Here is a 17,869-nt window from a genome sequence, read left to right on the forward strand (position 1 = left end):
CGTCATGAGGGCGATGACGGACAGAAGTCATGGGGAATCTCGAAAAATGTCCGTTATGAGGATGATGACGGACAGAAATCATGATGAATCTCAAAAAGTGTCCGTCATGAGGATGATGACGGACAGAAATCATGCGGAATCTCGAAAAAGTGTCCGTCATCAAGCCGATGACGGACAGAATTCCTAAATAACCTCAAAAGAAAAGGAGTTAACCATCATCTCTTCTCAATCGCAATAATAAATGGCGGATTGTTTTTCTGGTTGAGGAATTTATATTCCAATACATGGGCGATGTTTTGATCCAATGATTTTACATAACGCAATAAGTACTCCCGTTCGACCTTGCCTTCTGGGTGCCCGTGGTAGATCACAATCACGATGATGCCTTCTGGTGCCATGATTTCGAGCAATTGATCGATGGCCTGGATAGTTGTTTCAGGGACGTGACGATATTCTTATCGCCACCGGGAAGGTATCCGAGATTGAAGACTGCGCCGGTAATTTTTCCGAAGTGCAGCGGCGGGATGCACTCGGTGATGTTTTCATGTCCGGTATGGAACAGTGTGACCTGATCCTGCAAATCATGTTCACGAAGCTTTGTTTTACATGACATTAATGCCTCATCCTGGATATCGAATCCGTAAATCCTGCCGGAAGGACCGGCCAGCTTGGCCAAAAATAAAGTATCATGCCCGTTGCCGACTGTCGCATCAACAGCGATATTACCTGGCTTCACGGCTGATTCAAGAAGGTTCCTTGCAAAAGGAAGAATCCGTTCAAGCTTCATTTTCAATCACCACTTTGTTTCCAGTATAAAATTTCCCCTGCCAGCTGTCGCGACGCTTCAATTCTTTATCAATCGCGTTCAGTACTTCCCATTTATTGACGCTCCACATCGGCCCGACCATTAGCTCGATCGGCCCATCTCCAGTAATTCGGTGGATGATCATTTCGGGAGGCAGGATCTCCAGTTGGTCACAGACCAAATTTACATAGTCCTCAAAACTAAGGAATTCAAGCAGTCCTTTTTCATATTGCTTGACCATCGGGGTGCCCTTCAACAAATGAAGAAGATGGATCTTGATTCCCTGAACATCAAGCTTCGCGACTTCACGAGCTGTTTCCATCATCATTTCCGGAGTTTCCATCGGCAGTCCGTTGATGATATGAGAGCAAACTCTAATGCCATGCTTTCGGAGCTTGTCCACGCCTTCTTTGTACGTATCATAATCATGGGCGCGGTTGATTAAATTGGCTGTTTTTTCATGGACTGTCTGCAGTCCCAGTTCAACCCATAAATATGTTTGCTCATTCAGCTCAGCCAAATATTCCACGACATCATCTGGCAGGCAGTCCGGTCTAGTTGCGATCGAAATCCCGACGACTCCTTCTTCGTTCAATACAGTTTCGTACTTCTCACGCAGCACCTCGACCGGGGCGTGTGTATTGGTGAAAGCCTGGAAATAGGCCATGTACTTGCCGTCTTTCCATTTTGAATGCATTTTTTCTTTTATCTTTGCGAACTGTGTGCCGAGATCTTCTACTCTGTCACCGGCGAAATCTCCTGAACCAGCTGCACTGCAAAACGTGCAGCCTCCGTGGGCTACTGTGCCATCGCGGTTCGGGCAATCGAATCCGCCATCAAGTGCAACCTTGAAAACCTTATGGCCAAAATGGTTCCGTAAATGATAATTCCAGGTATGGTACCGTTTATCGTCTGTTGCATAGTGAAAAGGGTTGGTCTGTTTCATGCCAGAAACCTCCTAAAGCCTGTCTGTCAAAAAAATTAATAATAAAAATTGTACCATTAAGAAAACGTGAATCCAATTGCAAAAAGATTACAATGTGTACCTGACATAATTGGCATCATTAAACATTGGCAAAATCGTGATAGGAAAATGTATTGTGAACAAAATAAAGAAGAAGCAGACTTTGCTTCAGCATCAAGTAAAGGAGGGGCTACTATTGGCAACACGTCAATCGGTTGACCAGTTACTTCAGCAATGTGAGGATGCAATCAATCTGGCCCAGGATCAATACAAGGATGCCGCTACTCAGCAGCATTATAATGATGGCGATTTTACCAATGCACTGCAGGCGCTCGAGGACGCATATAATGATCTGGCCAAGCTTTCCTTCAGCGCAAACTCCCAGCAGCGCGAACAACTGCACAGAATGAGGCTTCAACTGCAGCAAGTCCAGAACAATATGATTTTGCTTGATCACTAAACAGGAGGGAATATATCTTGAAAAAGCGCTCAAAGCAGAACAATCCTGAACAAAAAACAAGGAACGGCATCAATAACCAGGATCTCGAGCTCGGAATGGACCATGATCCTGTAAAAGAAGCGAAGAAAAAATATGAACAAAGCGGCGGGCAGCCCGTAAAATCAAAGTTCCATCCTGAACCAGAGCAATCTTCATAAATTTGTAACACCCTCACTTCTTAACAGAAGTGAGGTTTTTTGATTTTTCTTTCGAGAATGTCCAGCTCCAGCGCCTAGCCCCTCGAGTCGCTTGTCTAGCTGCGGCTCCTAACTCCTCGAGACGCTTCGGTCCAGCCCATGAAGTCAAAGAACGACTTCACGGTCAGGCCCTTCAGCGCTTTTCGGAGTTGAGCAGTCGCCTCCGCTTTTCGAGTTCGGTCCGCCCAATGAAGTCAAAGAACGACTTCACCGGTCGGCCCTCCAGCGCTTTTCGGGGCTGACCAAGGCGCTTTCGCTTTTCTAAATAATACCCCCCGTTCACAAATCGGATAAAACTGGCGGAAATTCCGTGATTTAAATCACAGATTGAGGGCTTTTAGAAATGGTTTAAATAAGGTAGACCAAAAAGGGTCTTGAGGAAAGTTTTGAAAAATCCTTAGCTAAAATAAATTGTCATTTTTCAATGTAAGTTGTCTTGTGAAAACATTCACGAATTTGTCACATATAGAAAGGAGCCAAACAAATGAAAATTATGAAGTTACTATCGGCCATTATTTTATTTTTCATATTCCAGCTGCCTGATCAGGGGAGTGCTGAGGCAAAATCCAATGTCCTGAATATGGAGGAACTGACGATCCAGGTGATGCCAGAATATTCGTATCACCCAAAAGATAAGAAGAAGAATGCCCCGCTTTTGGTCGGCTATCATGGAGCTTGAAGAACAATGCAGAAGAAGCACAAAAAGGCCAGGTAGTCATCCCGCTGCCAATGGATGAAAAGAATTTCAGAATTGGTTTTGTTGCCGATTATTCCCGGGACCTTACAGAAATGAATGAAATTCAATATGAACTCGATAAGGAAAACGGAACGATTTCCTGGGAAACGAGCGAGGAGATCCAGCCGCAGGAGATCTACAAGTTCGTAATCGAGTACTATACAGACAGCATCAAGGAAAAAGACAACACTAAGACACTGACTTACGATTTTAAAAACTTTGCTGATATCGGGTTGTTGAACTTGATTTTTGTTGAGCCGCTGAATTCGGAAAGCTTTAAGCTGGAGCCTGCCTCAGAGCAGCATCAGAAAAACTCATACAACATGAACATGTTTTTATATCAAAGCCAGGGAATGAAGCCTGGTGATGAAAAGAATATCTCACTTGAATACAAACGAGCTGACGATAGGACCACAGCGGAAATCATGGAAGCTATGGCCGGGGATGCGAAGAAGGCCGGCACTGTAAAAGAAAATGACGAGAAAATGCCTCTGTGGCTTGTCATTACAGTCGTTGGCAGTGTGACAATATTTGCAGCAGTACTATTGATTTTCATCATGAAGAAAAAGAGAGCTCAGCCGGTAAAAAACGAACCATCAAGTGATTACGAAGCCAAAAAGTCAAAGCTCCGCGCTATGTTGGTGGAAGGAAGCATTACCGAATCAGAATACAACGAATTGATCAAAAAGCTGGGAGGTAGGAAATGATGTCCAAAAATAAAAAAATTGTAATGGGGTTGGCCCTTGCATCAGTGGCATTTATAATCATGATGTTTTCAACAATGCCAAGCGCAGGGAGCAAGGAAATCACGATTGCGACCTCAGCAAAAATGGTTCGAAATATGAAGGCGATTATATTATGACGCAGGGCCTGCTCAATAAGGAATCCGTTAAATGGGATGCCGACAAACTGGAGCTCCGTTTTGAGCTCTACGAGGAGGGTCAGGGAACGCTTCAGGTATTCCATAAAGGCATCAAGCCGGATAACTTCTCAGAGGATGTCATCGTGTTGGTGGAAGGCTTTATCCAGGAAGACGGCGTGTTCGAGGCGGAGAAAGTCCAGACAAAATGCCCGACAAAATATGAAGGCGAAGACATGGAGAATTATGATACCGAAATGCATAAGGAAATGTACAAAAATGACAAGCCGGAATAAAACAGATGGGTGGTTATCTGTATGTATCTAATTGGAAACATCTCAATCTACCTAGGGATCGTGATTTCGCTATATGGAATCATTGCCAATATCGTCGGGATTAAGAAGAAAAGCAGCAAGTGGATTGAAAGCGCAAGAGGCGCAGTACTTTCGCTGGCGTTTGTGGCAAGCATTGCATCCTTCCTGTTGCTGTATATACTCGGAACAAGCCAGTTCCAATATAAATATGTGGCTTCGTATACAAATGAGAGCCTGCCGATGGCTTACAAATTAACAGCATTTTGGGCGGGTAACGCTGGGTCCCTGCTGTTATGGGCCGTCCTTTTAGCACTATACGCAGCAATGGTTGTTTTTTCAAAAGAAAAGAAAAACCCGATGATGCCGTATGTATCAAGCATCCTGATGGTGAACATCCTGTTCTTTTTCACTGTAATGGCACTTAACGCAAACCCATTTGGAATGACTGATAAAATTCCAGCAGACGGAAAAGGGCTTAATCCAATGCTGCAAAACCCGGGAATGATCCTGCACCCTGTAACGCTCTATATGGCTATGTCGGATTGGCCGTTCCATTCGCATTCGGTATTGCTGCTCTGATCCTGAAGAAAATGGATTCAGAATGGATCAAGCTGACGAGAAGATGGACCTTGCTTGCATGGCTGTTCCTGACACTCGGCAATGTGATTGGCGGATGGTGGGCATACCTTGAACTTGGATGGGGCGGCTACTGGGCATGGGACCCGGTTGAGAATGCGTCGTTCCTGCCATGGCTGACTGTATCAGCATTCCTGCACTCTGTCATGATCCAGGAACGGAAAAACATGCTGAAGACCTGGAATGTAAGCTTGATTATTCTTTCATACATCCTGACACTGTTTGGAACCTTCCTTGTCAGAAGCGGAATCCTGACAAGTGTCCACGCGTTCGGCGACAGTAATCTGGGTACTTACTTCCTTGTTTTCATGGCATTCATGATGCTGTTTTCTCTGTATATCGTGATGACAAGATACGGACTGATTAAAAAGGACAGCAGCCCAATTGAAGCTTATTTTTCAAAAGAAAGCAGCTTCCTGCTGAACAACCTGATTCTGGTTGCTGCCGCTTTCGCTGTTTTCTGGGGGACGATGTACCCGCTGATTTCAGAAACATTTACCGGCACAAAAGTCAATGTCGGGGCGCCATATTTTGATAAAGTGATGGCTCCGATCCTGCTGGTGCTGATTGTATTGATGGGAATCTGCCCGCTGATTGCCTGGAAAAAAGCTGTATTTGAAAAGTTCATGAAAAATACGCTTTGGCCGCTGGCAATGGGTGTTGCCACAGCCATCATCCTGTTCGCTATAGGCGTCAAGGGAATTTACGCGATTATCGGCTTATCGGCAACAAGCTTCATGTTCGGAACGCACTTGCTTGAATTCGCTAGAGGCATCAGCGCCAGACGAAAAGCTACAAAGGAAAATGTCCTGAAGGCTGCGTTCAAGCTGACAATAAAAAACCAGCGCCGCTATGGCGGTTATATCGTCCATATCGGGATTGCGGTGATCGCGGTCGGTGTCATTTCATCACACACTTACTCTACAGAAGTGCTGAAAACGGTGGATGCCGGAAACAGCATCAAGACCGGGGATTATAGCCTGAAATTCAACGAACTTACCGAACATACGAAAAACGGCAACGGCATAGTGGTGGCCGATATCGATGTGACATATAAGGGCAAGGACATTGGCAAAATCAAGCCTGAAAAAATCTTCTATGAAACATGGCCTGAACCATCTACAGAGGTAGCAATCAAGACAAATTGGAGCCAGGACTTATACGTCGTGCTCAGCTCCTGGGAGAACAAAGACAAAGTAACGTTCATGGTAAAAGTAAATCCATTCGTAAGCTGGATTTGGATGGGCGGGATCATCATGGTGATCGGAACAGCATTCGCCCTAATAGGCGGCAGGCCGACAACATCCCGCTACCAAATCAATAAAGGCATTTCAAGAGTAGGAGGGTGAAAAAGTGAACAAGAAAATTCTCTTAACAACACTCCTTTTGCTGATCGTGATTCCTGGCATGACAACAGCTTTCACCTACAACTCAAAGGAATTCAAGCAAATCATCGGCCAGCTTGATATGCAGGGCCATGCGGATCATGAATTGTCGACCTGTTCAGTAAAGAAGATTTACTACGATGAAGTGGTTGAGATGCTGAACGGCGGAAAATCAGAACCTGAAATCATCCAGTCCTATGTTGATGAATACGGTCAGGCAGCCTTGAGAACTCCTGGCGGCGGCACAAGTGGCTGGATTGCATGGGGAATGCCAGCTGCCGGAGTTGGAATCGGCAGCGTGATTGTCGGTGTCTGGCTCAGGAAATTGACTGTCAAGAAGGCAGAATCAAAGCTTGAGAAGAAGGCTGAATGGAATTCGGAAGTGGAAAAAGAAATTGTGGCAAAAACATTTGACGAAGAGCGCCGGAAGCTTTTCTAGGAGCTGATCAAAATGGATTATGTATTTTTAATAATTGGTTCACTCGTAATCATTACTTGTTTTTACTTCATCATATCTCCTTTCTTCTCGGCTGGCGAGGTGCCGGCTGCGGAAATGAAGACAGAGGGTGATAAGCTGACACTTGAGCAAGTATACAGCGCTGTGAATGAGTTCGAGATGGACTTCTTAATGAAGAAAATCACTCGTGAGGATTTTGAGAAATTGAAAGAGGATTACCAACTGCTCGCGGCCGAAATGTTAAAGGAAGAAACGCAAGGACGCAAGGCAAAACATCTTCCAGAGAGCAAAAAGAAGATTAAGGATGCCGAAGCAGAGGCGGAAATTCTTAGAGAACTGAAGAAGCTTCGCCAGCAGAAGGGTGATCAATATGGCGCGGCCTACCATCCTGAATGGCTTGTGGATTTTTGGCTCAGTACTCCGGGGTTGAACATGGTGAATCCACACTATTTGCTGATATTTTTAGCTGCTGTCATTGCTGTTGCCTGGTTTTTGGGAAAGCGGAGGAAGCCTGCCGAGGACATCATTGGTGAGGAAGACCAGTTGTTCAAACACCTTTTACTCAGAAAAAAAATGATCGAAGGGGAGCTGGCCGGTCTCGAAGCTAGGCTGTCAGCTGCGGAAATCACTGAAGAGCACTTTGAAAAACTGAAACTTGATTACCAGAGCCATCTCGCCGAGGTAAACCAAAAACTGAAACAATACACTTAATGAAAGAGTTGGGGACCATGCTGGAACTGAAGAAAATGACCAAAATGCTGGGAGACAAACTCGTTCTAAGGAATATCACCCTTTCATTGGAAAAAGGGGAGATTTTAGCGGTGATTGGCCCGAATGGAGCAGGGAAGAGCACTTTCTTTAAATGCACAGTCGGACTTCTTCAGCCGACGAGCGGGGAAATTTTCCTGGACGGTGAACTGGTTAAGAAAAACTCATCACAGGTAAAACAGCGGATTGGGTTTCTGGGTCATGAATCATTTCTTTATAACAACCTGTCCCCGCTTGAGAATCTCAAATTTTACGGAAAGCTTTACAAGATGAAGAATCTTGAGAGGAAAGCCACTGAACTTTTGAAGGAAGTAGGGCTCTATCTTTTTCGCGATATGCCCATTCGCTCTTTTTCAAGAGGGATGATGCAAAGACTGGCCATCGCCAGAGTGCTGCTTCCCGATCCTGATATCCTTATGCTCGATGAGCCGCACACCGGTCTTGATCAGGAGGCTGTGTCCCTGCTTAATACCATCATTAAAAACAAACGGGACAGCGGGACGTCAATCCTGATTATCTCTCATGATTTTGAGCAGGTGCATGCACTTGCTGACAGGGTGGCCGTGCTGAGGAAAGGAAAGATCGTCTCAACAAGGAGCCTTGGAGAAGGAGTAAGCCTGGCAGAGATGAAAGCCTGGTACGAAGCTGAGGTGAAGAGCTCATGATTTGGATCCTTAGAGATGCGTGGACGATTGCCAGCAAAGATTTGAGCAATGAGATCAAAACAAAACAGACAATCGGGATGATGGTCATCTTCTCCAGTCTCGTTGTCCTGATTTTCAGCTTTGCGTTCGATCCGACAAATAATATGGTGAAAGCGGTCATTCCGGGACTTGTCTGGCTGATTACCGTGTTTTCAGGAATCCTGGGTTTGAACCGATCATTCCTTTCTGAGCACGAAAACGATGCGCTGACAGGACTGCGCTCTGCGCCAATCGACCCTTCCAGTATCTATCTTGGAAAGGTTTTGGCAAACTTTATTCTCGTAATGGCAGTACAGCTTGTCAGCATTCCAGTTTTGTTCTTGCTATTCGACTACAGCTTTTTTGGAAAAATTAGCTGGTTCATCCTTGTGGTCATCATCGGTACTCTTGGTTTCATCATCGTCGGGACCTTCCTGGCTGCGTTATCGGCAAATGCAAGAACAGCGAGATGCTTTTGCCGGTTCTGCTTTTGCCGCTGCTAAGTCCGTTGCTGATCGCCGGGGTCCAGGCAACAAGGATCATTCTTGAAAATGAAGTGATTGCAGATGCATCATCCTGGATCAGGCTGATGGCTGCTTACGATTTATTGTTCCTGGCTGCGTGCTTTTTCTTATTCGAATTTATTATGGAGGGATCTTGATGAAAAAGAATACTGGCATAATCGACCGGCTGCTGCTGTTTACGTTGATACCGACAGTTTTCATCGCACTTTATCTGATTTTTATATGGTCGCCTGCTGAAAGGATAATGGGCGCTTCACAGAAAATATTCTACTTTCATGTGGGCAGTGCTGGGTAGCCTTTTTGGCCTTCGGAGTTGTTGGCTATTACAGTGTGAGGGTGCTGATCAAACCAAGGCTCCAGCATCATATAAATGCCGGAATCTCAGCTGAAATTGGTGTGCTTTTCACGACAATCACACTGATTACCGGGATGATCTGGGGAAAATCAAGCTGGAATACCTGGTGGACATGGGAGCCGCGTCTGGCGACAACATTGATTCTATGGTTCATCTATGTAGCTTATCTTTTCGTCCGTAAGATGGATGGTTCAAATGAAAAAATCGCAAGACTATCAGCTGTTTTTGGCATCATTGGCGCAATCAATGTCCCGATCGTCTTCATGGCAATCCGCTGGTGGAACACGAAGCTGCATCCAGTAGTGTTCGGTGAAGGCAAAAACCAGTCAGGCGGCGGAATTGAACCTGATATGCTCGTCGCGCTGCTGTTCTCTATTTTTACGATTACCGTGCTATACGTGTTCCTGATGCGCAAGGGGATTGAAATTGAAAAAATGAGGCATATCGTCAAAAAGGCAAAGTCAAAAGCAATTGAAAAGCTTGCAGGCTAATTACTAAGGAGGAATTTAAAATGACTTACTTATTCATGGCTTACTCAGTTATCTGGACGTTGATCGCTGGTTATGTAGTGGTGCTTGGCCGCCGCCAGAAGCAGCTGAAGAAAGAGCTTGAACTGCTTGAAGAATGGAACTCAGATTTTTAAAAAAGCGGGTGAATAAAATGGGCAAAAAGATTGTTCCGGTCATTGTCATCGCTGCCGTCATCGGGGTTCTCGGCTTTTTGGTCAGCGGACTGGGAGGGAAAGCATCGGCCCAGCCTGGTGACCAGTCCATCGATTTTGAGCTGCAGGATATTGAAGGCAACACTTATAAACTATCGGATTTTAAAGGCCAGCCAGTGGTCCTTAACTTTTTTGCAACCTGGTGCGCACCGTGCATTGACGAAGCTCCTGAACTGGAAGCATTCGGCAAAGAATATAAGGATGCAAAGCTGCTGATCCTCGCTAAAGGCGAATCGAAAAAACGGATGGAAAAATACATCTCGGAAAGCGGCTCTGAGCTTACGTATCTTTTAGATACAAAAGAGGACATTTCAAAAGATTATAATGTCATTGGCCAGCCTGAGACCATCATCATCGACAGGAACGGCGTCATTGTTGAACGTTTCTCGGGCCCGACAACAAAGGACGATTTAATCAGGATGATCCAGGAGAAAGTTTCACCATAACCTTGGTTAAAGCACATTCGTGTTTTAATAAAGCTGTTTTCGGTTGAGCCTGCGAAAACAGCTTTTAGTAGATTGCGAGAATCCGCTTTAAGGGAGGTGAAAAAGATGCTGAAAAAGCTACTGGGAATAGACAAAAAGATGCTGTTATTCATTGGCGTATTTGCTGGAATCATTGTTTCTGTCGTCACTGTCAAAACGCTTGCCTATACGGATTCACCTGAATTTTGCTCGAGCTGCCATATCATGACAGAGGTCCATGACTCGTTCTCTGATTCCAACCACGCCGGCCTGTCCTGCGGCGACTGCCATTTGCCGCATGATACCATGGTTAATAAATACACCTATAAGCAAAGGCCGGAATGACGCATGTGTATTTCAATACACTGGGCGAGGCTAAAATCCCGAAGGTGCTGCACGCAACGGAAGGTTCTGAAGAAGTCATAAATGAGAACTGCATCAGTTGCCATGAGAATACACTGGACAACGTTTCACATGATGCGAAAGACAGCTGTTCAAGCTGCCACCAGGCAGTGCCGCACGGCAAAGGCTTCAAAACAGAGGATTATTTTAAACCGCCGAAACCAGGCGAGCTTTTAGAAAATAAAGGAGGTACGATGAACAATGGCTAGAAATTACCGCTGGGCATTCTTGCTCCTTGCGGCTGTCATGCTCATCATAACAGGCTGCTCCAGCTCGGAAGAAGAAGCAACTTCCGCAAGTGAGCTGAAAACGGGGCTGAGCAAAGACGAAATCAGCAATGAGGCCTTCAAGAACCTTTTCCCGCTGCAATATGACAGCTACAAGCAAAATGAAAAAATGGAGGATACGAAGTACAGCGGTTCCGTCAAACGGAGCAAGTTCGACCATGATAAGGAACCGTATCTGCCAGTCCTTTTTAACGGCTATGGTTTTGCGACTGAGTACAATGAGGATCGCGGCCATATCTATGCTAATGAGGATGTCCGGGCAATTGCGCGTATCACCGACAAATCAATCGGATCATGCTTAACCTGTAAGTCGACTGCTGTTCCTCACATGATTGAGGAAATGGGAGACGATTACTGGGGCGGAAATTTTAACGAAGATATCTGGCCAAAAGCAGAAGCGATGGGTCATTCACCAATCGGCTGCTCAGACTGCCACGATCCACAGACAATGGATTTGAGGATTACCCGTCCAAGCTTTATCAAGGGAATGGAATCACAGGGAATCGATATGTCCAACCCAACGAAGAATGACATGAGGAACTATGTTTGCGGCCAGTGCCACGTAGAATACTATTTCGCTGCAGATAACGGAGAAGTAACTTATCCTTGGGCAAACGGCTTCGAGCCTGAAGATATGTATGAGTATTATGAGACAACCGCAAAGGGACAAGGATTTGAAAAAGACTGGGTCCACAATGTTTCAGGAACGCCAATGCTAAAAGCACAGCACCCTGACTTTGAGACCCATATAGAAGGCCCTCATGGTGAAGCAGGAGTTACATGTTCAGACTGTCACATGCCATATGACAGGGTAGACGGGAAAAAGAAAATCAGCTCACACTGGTGGACGTCACCGCTTAAGACAATGGACCAGTCATGCGCAACCTGCCATACCAACAGGGATATGGAAGAGCTGAAAGAACGTGTAATCGGTATCCAGGATAAACATATGGAAGCACTTCATAAGGCCGAGGATATATCGATCACCTCACACTATTACGTGAATAAGATGATTACTTCTGGCGTAAGTGAGGAGAAAATCAAGCAGGCTCAGGAGCGTATCAGAAAAGGACAATGGTTCTGGGATATGGTTGCAGCAGAAAGTGCGGCAGGATTCCATAATCCGCAAGGTGCAATGGATTCATTGAGGGTATCGATTGAAGAGTCAAATGAGGCAATCAATCTCGCCATCGAGGAATTGACCAAGAAAGGCGTAAATCTTGAAGAGGTCAAAGAAGAGATTGAAAAAGTGAAGAAGGCTGTTTACGACGAAAAAGATAACTTCAAGAAGAAAGAAAAAGCAGTGAACAGTTACTTCCCAGCACAACAGCCAGCTCCAAAAAAATAGAGAATAGTAAATTTAGAGAAAAGATAAATACGAAAACACTGTGCAAATGGTATTTTGTACGGTGTTTTCTTTAGTTTTGCAGAAAAGTGGGAGAGTGTCAATAATCCCGGATTCATATTTAAAAAATACTGCAAACTTTTGATGGTTCAGAGTGCGTAATTCAGCGAAAAATCCCCGTCATTCCATGATCTAAAATTCTGCGTCCTTTTTCCAATTTAACTTCAAATAAATAGAAAATTTCAACTTCAAATTCTGTATAAATTCCTATTGCAACCAATTGTGAAAAGCTCTAGAATTACTTTGGTATTCGAAATTAATTTAGTGAAAGAAGGCGTTGAATGATGCCTAGAGCCTTGTGGCTTTTAATTATCGGGATGGCAGTCAATGTTACTGGATCTTCGTTTTTATGGCCTCTGAACACCATTTATATACATGAACACCTCGGCAAATCGTTGTCTGTTGCCGGAATCATTCTGATGCTAAACTCAGCTGCCAGCGTCATTGGCAATCTTTTTGGCGGCAGTCTTTTTGATAAAATCGGCGGTTACAAGTCTATTATTCTAGGAATCAGCATTACCATCATGGCACTGCTTGGCTTGACCTTATGGCCTGGCTGGCCGCAGTATATTTTCTTCCTGACTTTGGTTGGTTTTGGGTCCGGCATCGTCTTTCCAGCGATGTACGCAATGGCGGGTTCGGTCTGGAAGGAAGGCGGCCGTAAAGCGTTTAACGCGATTTACGTGGCACAGAACCTCGGAGTGGCAGTTGGAGCTGCGCTTGGCGGGCTAGTCGCATCATATTCATTCCAGCTGATTTTCATGGCGAACGCCGCCATGTACCTGATTTTTATGTTGATTGCTATTTTCGGCTATCGCAGCATCGACACCCGGGCAGCGAAGCAAACAAGCATCATCCAGGAAAACGGCGCCATCAAAAGCCATACCAAGCTGTACGCCCTGCTCATCCTTGCTGTTGGCTACTTGCTTTGCTGGGTTGGTTACGTACAGTGGCAAACAACGATCGCAGCTTATACTCAGAAATTGAACATTTCTCTGAACCAGTATAGTATCCTTTGGACAATAAACGGTGCATTGATCGTACTAGGCCAGCCAGTTGTAAACAGGCTGATCAAGCCGTTCCAGAATAAACTGAAATTGCAAATCATCATTGGCATGGTCATCTTCATGGTTTCCTATGCAGTAGTTGCAGGAGCTTCAGCATTCTCAGGCTTCGTTGCTGGTATGGTAATCCTGACGATTGGGGAGATGCTGATCTGGCCGGCCGTTCCGACAATCGCAAATGAACTGGCGCCAAAAGGCCGGGAAGGCTTTTACCAGGGAATCGTCAACAGCACCGCAACTGGCGGAAGGATGATCGGCCCGCTGATGGGAGGAATCCTTGTCGACCTATACGGTATGCCAATGCTATTCGCGATTTTGATTGCGCTCATGTTTATCGGGATCTTCACTACCGTAATTTACGACCGGAAATTAAAGGCGGCTCACAACGTGGCTGCCCAAGCATAAAAAAATAATATGGAGCTGGGCTTAGATGCCTGGCTCCTCTTTTAGTTGGTCACAATTTATGCATTTTTCTCGATAAAAAATGCATATTTTACATCTAATATAGGACTGTGAGTTTATGATATAATCATACTTTGAGAGACAAGGGGGTGAATGGGTTGAAATTTAAGATCCTCGGAATTGCGTTTTTGGCTGCCGGTTTATTAACTGCCTGTAATGGCGGGGAAGAATCTGCTGAACCTGAAAAACAACAAGAAAACATCAAGGAATTGGTGAGTGATTACAGCACGGGCAAAATTAAGGGCCACAATGCTTCCATCACCTCACAAGAGCTGACAATTGCTGATAGTGAAGGGGACAAGCAAGTCTACGACATTTCGGAAGAAGACTTCTTCGTCTCAATCGCGCCTTACGAAAATCAAACCCATCCTTGAACGAATCATAGCTTGACAGGTTGTCAAGGTGAACTGGTTGAAAAAGAGTTTGATGTATATATTGAAGATGAGGATGGAACGTGATCGTTGATGAGAAAATGACATCCCACCAGAATGGTTTCATCGATTTGTGGCTCCCACGTGATCAAAAGTTCAAAACAAAGATTGACTATAACGGTAAAACTGTAGAATCAGAAATATCCACTTTTGAGAATGACGCCACTTGCAATACAACAATGCAGCTAATGTAGACTAAAGCACCTATTTTCAGGTGCTTTTTTTTATGCGTGTTATTGTTTTCAGAAAAATGTGATAAAATCAAAAGAAAAACCAGGTGACGGATTATGAATACGAAACTTTTACATATTCCTGCAGACATTATTGAAACCATTGTTGAGAATGCCTTCGAATGGCTTGTTGTGGTTGATCGAGAAGGAAGGATCATCTATATCAATCATAATTATTGTGAATTCCTTGAAGTCAATCGTGAAGAAACAATTGGCAGGCATGTGACCGAAGTGATCGAGAATACCAGGATGCATATTGTGGCCCAGACAGGAAAAGAGGAGCTGGCTGACTTGCAATTTATCAAGGGCAACTACATGATTGCCAACCGGGTGCCTATTATTAAAAATGGCGAGGTAATCGCTGCCTTTGGAACGGTATTTTTCAGGGATACTCAGGAATGGATGAAAATGGACAGCCATGTAAAAAGCCTGCTGACCAGGATGCAGCCATACATCCAGAAAATTGATTCAGGCGTGAAATATACACTTGATGACATCCTCGGCGAGTCGCAGCAGATTATCAGTTAAAAGAAAAAGTGAAAATGGTATCCAATAGTGATATTTCAATTCTGATCAGGGGAGAAAGCGGAACAGGGAAGGAATTGTTCGCTCACAGCATTCACCAGCTGAGCAGCCGGAGCAAGAAGCCGTTCATCAAGGTGAACTGCGGCGCAATCCCGGAAAATCTGCTGGAATCTGAGCTGTTTGGCTATGAAGAAGGAGCTTTTACAGGCGCGAAAAAAGGCGGGAAAAAGGGGAAATTCCAGCTGGCTAATGGCGGTACCTCTTCCTGGATGAAATCGGGGACATGCCGCTAAGCATGCAGGTGAAGCTTTTGCGTGCCCTGCAGGATGGGGAGATAGAACCGATTGGGTCGACGAAGTCGATTTCGGTTGATGTCCGGATAATCGCAGCCACAAACAGGCCGCTTGAGAACATGATTGAAGAGAAGCGATTCAGGGAGGATCTTTTTTACCGGATCAATGTCGTTCCTTTCAGCGTTCCGCCATTAAGGGAGCGCGCTGAGGACTTAACACTGCTGATCGCCTATTTTATCGGCAAGGTCACGAATCGGTTAGGCAAGCGGATTGCCGGGATTGAAAAGAACGTTATGGAAATTCTTCAATCATACAGCTGGCCGGGTAATATCCGTGAATTGGAAAATGTCATCGAAGCGGCAGTCCATTTGACAAAAGGAGAACAGGTTACTCTGGATTCCTTGCCTGATTATCTGCAAACACAGACAGCCATGTATCGATTCAATAATAAGAAGCTTAAGGATATTATGGAAGAAACAGAAAAATGGGTACTGATGCAAAGCCTTGAAAGGAATAAAGATGACAAAGTCCTTGTGGGAAGAGAGTTGGGGATCAGCAGGTCAACACTTTATGAAAAACTTAATAAGTATGGTCTCTTATAGTCCGGAAATTCGGAATGATGTCCGAGTTTTCGGACTTTCTTTTTTCTATCAATATTTAAATATGTTTTCACTGTATGAATGGTAATTAATCAACCGGAACGGGACAGGTTAAATCTATTAAGTAATAGTAATGGAAGTTTGTTAGAGTCCGGAATTCCGATTTAAATGACTGAAAATTAAGAATAAATCCTGATTCTCCTTGCCTGAAAAGTTGGCACGATAGTTGCAATAAGATAATACAGCAATTTTATTCAATATTTTTGTAAGCGTTGTCATCTCGTTAGGCAAGGAGGGCAGTGTTCGGTTGGTTTTATTTTAAAAAAACAAGGGGGAAAAAGAATGCTGAGTATGATTGGATTGATTGGTGGTTTGGCTTTATTGATTTATTTGACGATGAGGGGAATGAACCTGCTGATTGTCGGGCCGATTTCTGCGTTGTTTGTTGCTGTGTTCAGTGGGATGCCACTGTTTCCGCAGCTCGTTGAAGAAGGTGCTGCCAACTTTGTCGGCAACTATATGTCTGGTTTTTCTGGATTCGTTACAGCATGGTACATGATGTTCCTGCTTGGGGCGATCTTTGGAAAGGTAATGGAGGATAGCGGTGCGGCTGACAGTGTGTCTGAGTTCATCGTTGACAAATTGGGGATGAAGTTTGCCGTTCTTGCGATCGTTGCAGCCTGTGCCGTGCTGACATATGGCGGCGTAAGCTTGTTTGTCGTAGCATTTTCGGTTTATCCAATGGCATTGAGCTTGTTCAGGCAGGCGAATTTGCCAAGGCGTTTTATTCCGGCTGCATTGGCTTTCGGATCGGTTACCTTTACGATGACTTCTGCCGGTTCTCCGGAAATCCAGAACTGGATTCCCATTCAATTCCTGGATACTTCGCCGGTTGCAGGCTGGGAGGTCAGTGCCATCGTTGCCGTGTTCATGATGATTTTTGGGTACTGGTGGCTGAAACGAATGATCACAAAGGCCGTTGCAAAAGGGGAGAAATTCGAAGCTCGGAAGACTGATCCAATGATGGAAAAGCGAGACCTGCCTCATCCTCTTATGGGTCTGATTCCTTTAGTTGTGGTATTGGTGATTTCATTCATTTTCCATGATTCATTGAAACAATCAGCGTTGATCATTGCTCTCCTTGGTGGAGTTGTATCTGCCTATCTATTAAATCGCAAGTATTTCAAAAATTTCTGGGAAGCCCTTTCTGAAGGGACTATGGGCGCCTTGATTGCAATTGGTAACACAGCTGCGGTTGTTGGATTCGGCGGTGTCGCAAAAGCAGTGCCGGCTTTCCAGACGGCGGTTGATGCGATGACGAATATTCCTGGAAGCCCGTTGATTGGTGCAGCGATTGCTGTCAGTGTCATTGCTGGTATGACTGGCTCGGCATCCGGGGGTCAGGCAATTGCGCTTCCATTGCTCGCTCCACATTACATGGATATGGGAGTCAATCCGGAAGCGCTGCACAGGGTAGCGGCAATCTCCTCCGGGGCGCTTGATTCACTGCCGCATAATGGTTACGTAGTAACGACTGTCCGGGCAATCTGTGGCGAGTCCCATCAGGATGCGTACAATCCAGTTGCTGCTGTGACTGTCATTGTTCCGTTGATTGGTGTGGCAATTGCGATTGTTCTATTCTCTCTAGGATTAGGCATTTAATGAAGGCTCTTTTCTCAAACTTTGTTGCTATTGACTACAAAATAGGATCGTATTACCTAAGTTTCTTTACAAAATTAACGCTTATTATGAGAAAAGAGCTTGCAAACTTAGTACCGACATACAAAAGGACTTTTTATCACGT

At 44.9% G+C, this 17,869-nt stretch carries 24 protein-coding genes and 4 pseudogenes; 25 read left to right on the top strand and 3 right to left on the bottom strand.

Going from position 1 to position 17,869, the window contains the following annotated elements; all coding sequences use genetic code 11:
• On the top strand, window positions 1-187 hold a 187-nt coding region (locus tag JCM21738_RS25620; protein WP_243462955.1), incomplete at its 5' end, for a hypothetical protein.
• A gap of 28 nt (window positions 188-215) precedes the next feature.
• On the opposite strand, the pseudogene mnmM reads toward JCM21738_RS25620, so the two are convergent.
• Together mnmM and mnmL are read right to left on the bottom strand one after the other, a co-directional pair.
• Window positions 216-787, bottom strand: a pseudogene (gene mnmM / locus JCM21738_RS08570) (tRNA 5-(aminomethyl)-2-thiouridylate-methyltransferase MnmM).
• A complete protein-coding gene (gene mnmL, locus JCM21738_RS08575; protein WP_023626897.1) occupies window positions 777-1,751 on the bottom strand; it encodes a tRNA modification radical SAM protein MnmL/YtqA in 975 nt (324 codons plus the stop codon). Before mnmL ends, mnmM begins: the two are co-directional and overlap by 11 nt.
• A 214-nt stretch (window positions 1,752-1,965) precedes the next feature.
• Between mnmL and JCM21738_RS08580 the strand changes: the two genes are divergently transcribed.
• Together JCM21738_RS08580 and JCM21738_RS08585 are read left to right on the top strand one after the other, a co-directional pair.
• Window positions 1,966-2,229 carry a YtzC family protein gene (locus tag JCM21738_RS08580; protein ID WP_023626898.1) on the top strand — a complete coding sequence of 88 codons (264 nt, stop codon included), beginning with the start codon at window positions 1,966-1,968 and terminating at the stop codon, window positions 2,227-2,229.
• 17 nt (window positions 2,230-2,246) lie between these two features.
• Window positions 2,247-2,426, top strand: a complete 180-nt coding sequence (locus JCM21738_RS08585; protein WP_023626899.1) for a hypothetical protein — start codon at window positions 2,247-2,249, stop codon at window positions 2,424-2,426.
• A gap of 13 nt (window positions 2,427-2,439) precedes the next feature.
• On the opposite strand, the gene JCM21738_RS26685 is transcribed toward JCM21738_RS08585, so the two are convergent.
• Window positions 2,440-2,574 (bottom strand): hypothetical protein, encoded by a 135-nt coding sequence (locus JCM21738_RS26685; protein WP_256360189.1) that lies wholly within the window; start codon window positions 2,572-2,574, stop codon window positions 2,440-2,442.
• Between the two features lie 375 nt (window positions 2,575-2,949).
• Here JCM21738_RS26685 and JCM21738_RS08590 point away from each other — a divergent pair, with 375 nt between their 5' ends.
• From JCM21738_RS08590 to JCM21738_RS08670, 22 genes and pseudogenes are all read left to right on the top strand, one after another.
• Window positions 2,950-3,144 carry a hypothetical protein gene (locus tag JCM21738_RS08590; protein WP_035209218.1) on the top strand — a complete coding sequence of 65 codons (195 nt, stop codon included), beginning with the start codon at window positions 2,950-2,952 and terminating at the stop codon, window positions 3,142-3,144.
• Window positions 3,141-3,908: a tumor necrosis factor receptor family protein gene (locus tag JCM21738_RS08595; protein ID WP_035209220.1), complete on the top strand. Its 768-nt coding sequence runs from the start codon at window positions 3,141-3,143 to the stop codon at window positions 3,906-3,908. The genes JCM21738_RS08590 and JCM21738_RS08595 overlap by 4 nt, the downstream gene beginning before the upstream one ends.
• Entirely contained in the window at window positions 3,905-4,063 is a 159-nt protein-coding gene (locus JCM21738_RS25625; protein ID WP_243462956.1) for a hypothetical protein, read from the top strand. Before JCM21738_RS08595 ends, JCM21738_RS25625 begins: the two co-directional genes overlap by 4 nt.
• On the top strand, window positions 4,060-4,356 hold the full coding sequence (locus tag JCM21738_RS08600) for a cytochrome c maturation protein CcmE (protein WP_243462957.1): 297 nt from the start codon (window positions 4,060-4,062) through the stop codon (window positions 4,354-4,356). The genes JCM21738_RS25625 and JCM21738_RS08600 overlap by 4 nt, the downstream gene beginning before the upstream one ends.
• Window positions 4,357-4,698: 342 nt before the next feature.
• Window positions 4,699-5,198 (top strand): annotated as a pseudogene (ccsA, locus tag JCM21738_RS27250) (cytochrome c biogenesis protein CcsA); the annotation flags it as partial.
• 549 nt (window positions 5,199-5,747) lie between these two features.
• Entirely contained in the window at window positions 5,748-6,359 is a 612-nt protein-coding gene (locus JCM21738_RS27870) for a cytochrome c-type biogenesis CcmF C-terminal domain-containing protein (RefSeq protein WP_500778548.1), read from the top strand.
• A 4-nt stretch (window positions 6,360-6,363) separates the two neighbouring features.
• Entirely contained in the window at window positions 6,364-6,834 is a 471-nt protein-coding gene (locus JCM21738_RS22380; RefSeq protein WP_023626903.1) for a cytochrome c-type biogenesis protein CcmH, read from the top strand.
• A gap of 12 nt (window positions 6,835-6,846) precedes the next feature.
• The gene (locus JCM21738_RS08615; protein ID WP_035209222.1) at window positions 6,847-7,563 is read left to right on the top strand and encodes a hypothetical protein; all 717 of its coding nucleotides are present in this window, start codon (window positions 6,847-6,849) and stop codon (window positions 7,561-7,563) included.
• Between the two features lie 17 nt (window positions 7,564-7,580).
• Window positions 7,581-8,285 (top strand): heme ABC exporter ATP-binding protein CcmA, encoded by a 705-nt coding sequence (ccmA, locus tag JCM21738_RS08620; RefSeq protein WP_023626906.1) that lies wholly within the window; start codon window positions 7,581-7,583, stop codon window positions 8,283-8,285.
• Window positions 8,282-8,806 (top strand): heme exporter protein CcmB, encoded by a 525-nt coding sequence (locus tag JCM21738_RS08625; RefSeq protein WP_500778546.1) that lies wholly within the window; start codon window positions 8,282-8,284, stop codon window positions 8,804-8,806. The genes ccmA and JCM21738_RS08625 overlap by 4 nt, the downstream gene beginning before the upstream one ends.
• Complete coding sequence (locus JCM21738_RS27875; RefSeq protein WP_500778547.1) at window positions 8,794-8,964, top strand: hypothetical protein; 171 nt, start codon at window positions 8,794-8,796, stop codon at window positions 8,962-8,964. The genes JCM21738_RS08625 and JCM21738_RS27875 overlap by 13 nt, the downstream gene beginning before the upstream one ends.
• Window positions 8,964-9,122, top strand: coding sequence for a hypothetical protein (locus tag JCM21738_RS25630; protein WP_243462958.1), 159 nt, complete (start codon window positions 8,964-8,966; stop codon window positions 9,120-9,122). Before JCM21738_RS27875 ends, JCM21738_RS25630 begins: the two co-directional genes overlap by 1 nt.
• 5 nt (window positions 9,123-9,127) lie before the next feature.
• A complete protein-coding gene (gene ccsA, locus JCM21738_RS08630; protein ID WP_243462959.1) occupies window positions 9,128-9,673 on the top strand; it encodes a cytochrome c biogenesis protein CcsA in 546 nt (181 codons plus the stop codon).
• Between the two features lie 20 nt (window positions 9,674-9,693).
• The gene (locus tag JCM21738_RS23215; RefSeq protein WP_023626909.1) at window positions 9,694-9,825 is read left to right on the top strand and encodes a CcmD family protein; all 132 of its coding nucleotides are present in this window, start codon (window positions 9,694-9,696) and stop codon (window positions 9,823-9,825) included.
• 17 nt (window positions 9,826-9,842) lie between these two features.
• A complete protein-coding gene (locus JCM21738_RS08635) occupies window positions 9,843-10,349 on the top strand; it encodes a TlpA family protein disulfide reductase (protein WP_023626910.1) in 507 nt (168 codons plus the stop codon).
• A gap of 105 nt (window positions 10,350-10,454) precedes the next feature.
• The gene (locus tag JCM21738_RS25635) at window positions 10,455-10,712 is read left to right on the top strand and encodes a NapC/NirT family cytochrome c (RefSeq protein WP_243462960.1); all 258 of its coding nucleotides are present in this window, start codon (window positions 10,455-10,457) and stop codon (window positions 10,710-10,712) included.
• Complete coding sequence (locus tag JCM21738_RS25640) at window positions 10,709-10,978, top strand: hypothetical protein (RefSeq protein WP_243462961.1); 270 nt, start codon at window positions 10,709-10,711, stop codon at window positions 10,976-10,978. The genes JCM21738_RS25635 and JCM21738_RS25640 overlap by 4 nt, the downstream gene beginning before the upstream one ends.
• On the top strand, window positions 10,971-12,404 hold the full coding sequence (locus JCM21738_RS08645) for an ammonia-forming cytochrome c nitrite reductase subunit c552 (RefSeq protein ID WP_023626912.1): 1,434 nt from the start codon (window positions 10,971-10,973) through the stop codon (window positions 12,402-12,404). Before JCM21738_RS25640 ends, JCM21738_RS08645 begins: the two co-directional genes overlap by 8 nt.
• A gap of 341 nt (window positions 12,405-12,745) precedes the next feature.
• Window positions 12,746-13,930, top strand: coding sequence for an MDR family MFS transporter (locus JCM21738_RS08650; RefSeq protein WP_031308324.1), 1,185 nt, complete (start codon window positions 12,746-12,748; stop codon window positions 13,928-13,930).
• 155 nt (window positions 13,931-14,085) lie between these two features.
• A pseudogene (locus JCM21738_RS24740) lies at window positions 14,086-14,612 on the top strand (CueP family metal-binding protein).
• 93 nt (window positions 14,613-14,705) lie between these two features.
• Window positions 14,706-16,068: pseudogene (locus tag JCM21738_RS08665) on the top strand (sigma-54 interaction domain-containing protein).
• A 339-nt stretch (window positions 16,069-16,407) separates the two neighbouring features.
• The gene (locus JCM21738_RS08670; protein ID WP_023626918.1) at window positions 16,408-17,727 is read left to right on the top strand and encodes a GntP family permease; all 1,320 of its coding nucleotides are present in this window, start codon (window positions 16,408-16,410) and stop codon (window positions 17,725-17,727) included.
• The last annotated feature ends 142 nt before the right edge of the window (window positions 17,728-17,869 follow it).

It is taken from the genome of Mesobacillus boroniphilus JCM 21738 (assembly GCF_000517385.1).
Taxonomy (GTDB): Bacteria; Bacillota; Bacilli; order Bacillales; family Cytobacillaceae; genus Mesobacillus; species Mesobacillus boroniphilus.

What these genes read in the sequence shown, in the direction of transcription:
- mnmL (WP_023626897.1), bottom strand. Translation starts at nt 1,751, where the DNA reads ATGAAACAGACCAACCCTTTTCACTATGCAACAGACGATAAACGGTAC.
- JCM21738_RS08590 (WP_035209218.1), top strand. Translation starts at nt 2,950, where the DNA reads ATGAAAATTATGAAGTTACTATCGGCCATTATTTTATTTTTCATATTC.
- JCM21738_RS25625 (WP_243462956.1), top strand. Translation starts at nt 3,905, where the DNA reads ATGATGTCCAAAAATAAAAAAATTGTAATGGGGTTGGCCCTTGCATCA.
- JCM21738_RS08600 (WP_243462957.1), top strand. Translation starts at nt 4,060, where the DNA reads ATGACGCAGGGCCTGCTCAATAAGGAATCCGTTAAATGGGATGCCGAC.
- JCM21738_RS27870 (WP_500778548.1), top strand. Translation starts at nt 5,748, where the DNA reads ATGTTCGGAACGCACTTGCTTGAATTCGCTAGAGGCATCAGCGCCAGA.
- JCM21738_RS08615 (WP_035209222.1), top strand. Translation starts at nt 6,847, where the DNA reads ATGGATTATGTATTTTTAATAATTGGTTCACTCGTAATCATTACTTGT.
- ccmA (WP_023626906.1), top strand. Translation starts at nt 7,581, where the DNA reads ATGCTGGAACTGAAGAAAATGACCAAAATGCTGGGAGACAAACTCGTT.
- JCM21738_RS08625 (WP_500778546.1), top strand. Translation starts at nt 8,282, where the DNA reads ATGATTTGGATCCTTAGAGATGCGTGGACGATTGCCAGCAAAGATTTG.
- JCM21738_RS25630 (WP_243462958.1), top strand. Translation starts at nt 8,964, where the DNA reads ATGAAAAAGAATACTGGCATAATCGACCGGCTGCTGCTGTTTACGTTG.
- JCM21738_RS23215 (WP_023626909.1), top strand. Translation starts at nt 9,694, where the DNA reads ATGACTTACTTATTCATGGCTTACTCAGTTATCTGGACGTTGATCGCT.
- JCM21738_RS08635 (WP_023626910.1), top strand. Translation starts at nt 9,843, where the DNA reads ATGGGCAAAAAGATTGTTCCGGTCATTGTCATCGCTGCCGTCATCGGG.
- JCM21738_RS25635 (WP_243462960.1), top strand. Translation starts at nt 10,455, where the DNA reads ATGCTGAAAAAGCTACTGGGAATAGACAAAAAGATGCTGTTATTCATT.
- JCM21738_RS25640 (WP_243462961.1), top strand. Translation starts at nt 10,709, where the DNA reads ATGACGCATGTGTATTTCAATACACTGGGCGAGGCTAAAATCCCGAAG.
- JCM21738_RS08645 (WP_023626912.1), top strand. Translation starts at nt 10,971, where the DNA reads ATGGCTAGAAATTACCGCTGGGCATTCTTGCTCCTTGCGGCTGTCATG.
- JCM21738_RS08650 (WP_031308324.1), top strand. Translation starts at nt 12,746, where the DNA reads ATGCCTAGAGCCTTGTGGCTTTTAATTATCGGGATGGCAGTCAATGTT.
- JCM21738_RS08670 (WP_023626918.1), top strand. Translation starts at nt 16,408, where the DNA reads ATGCTGAGTATGATTGGATTGATTGGTGGTTTGGCTTTATTGATTTAT.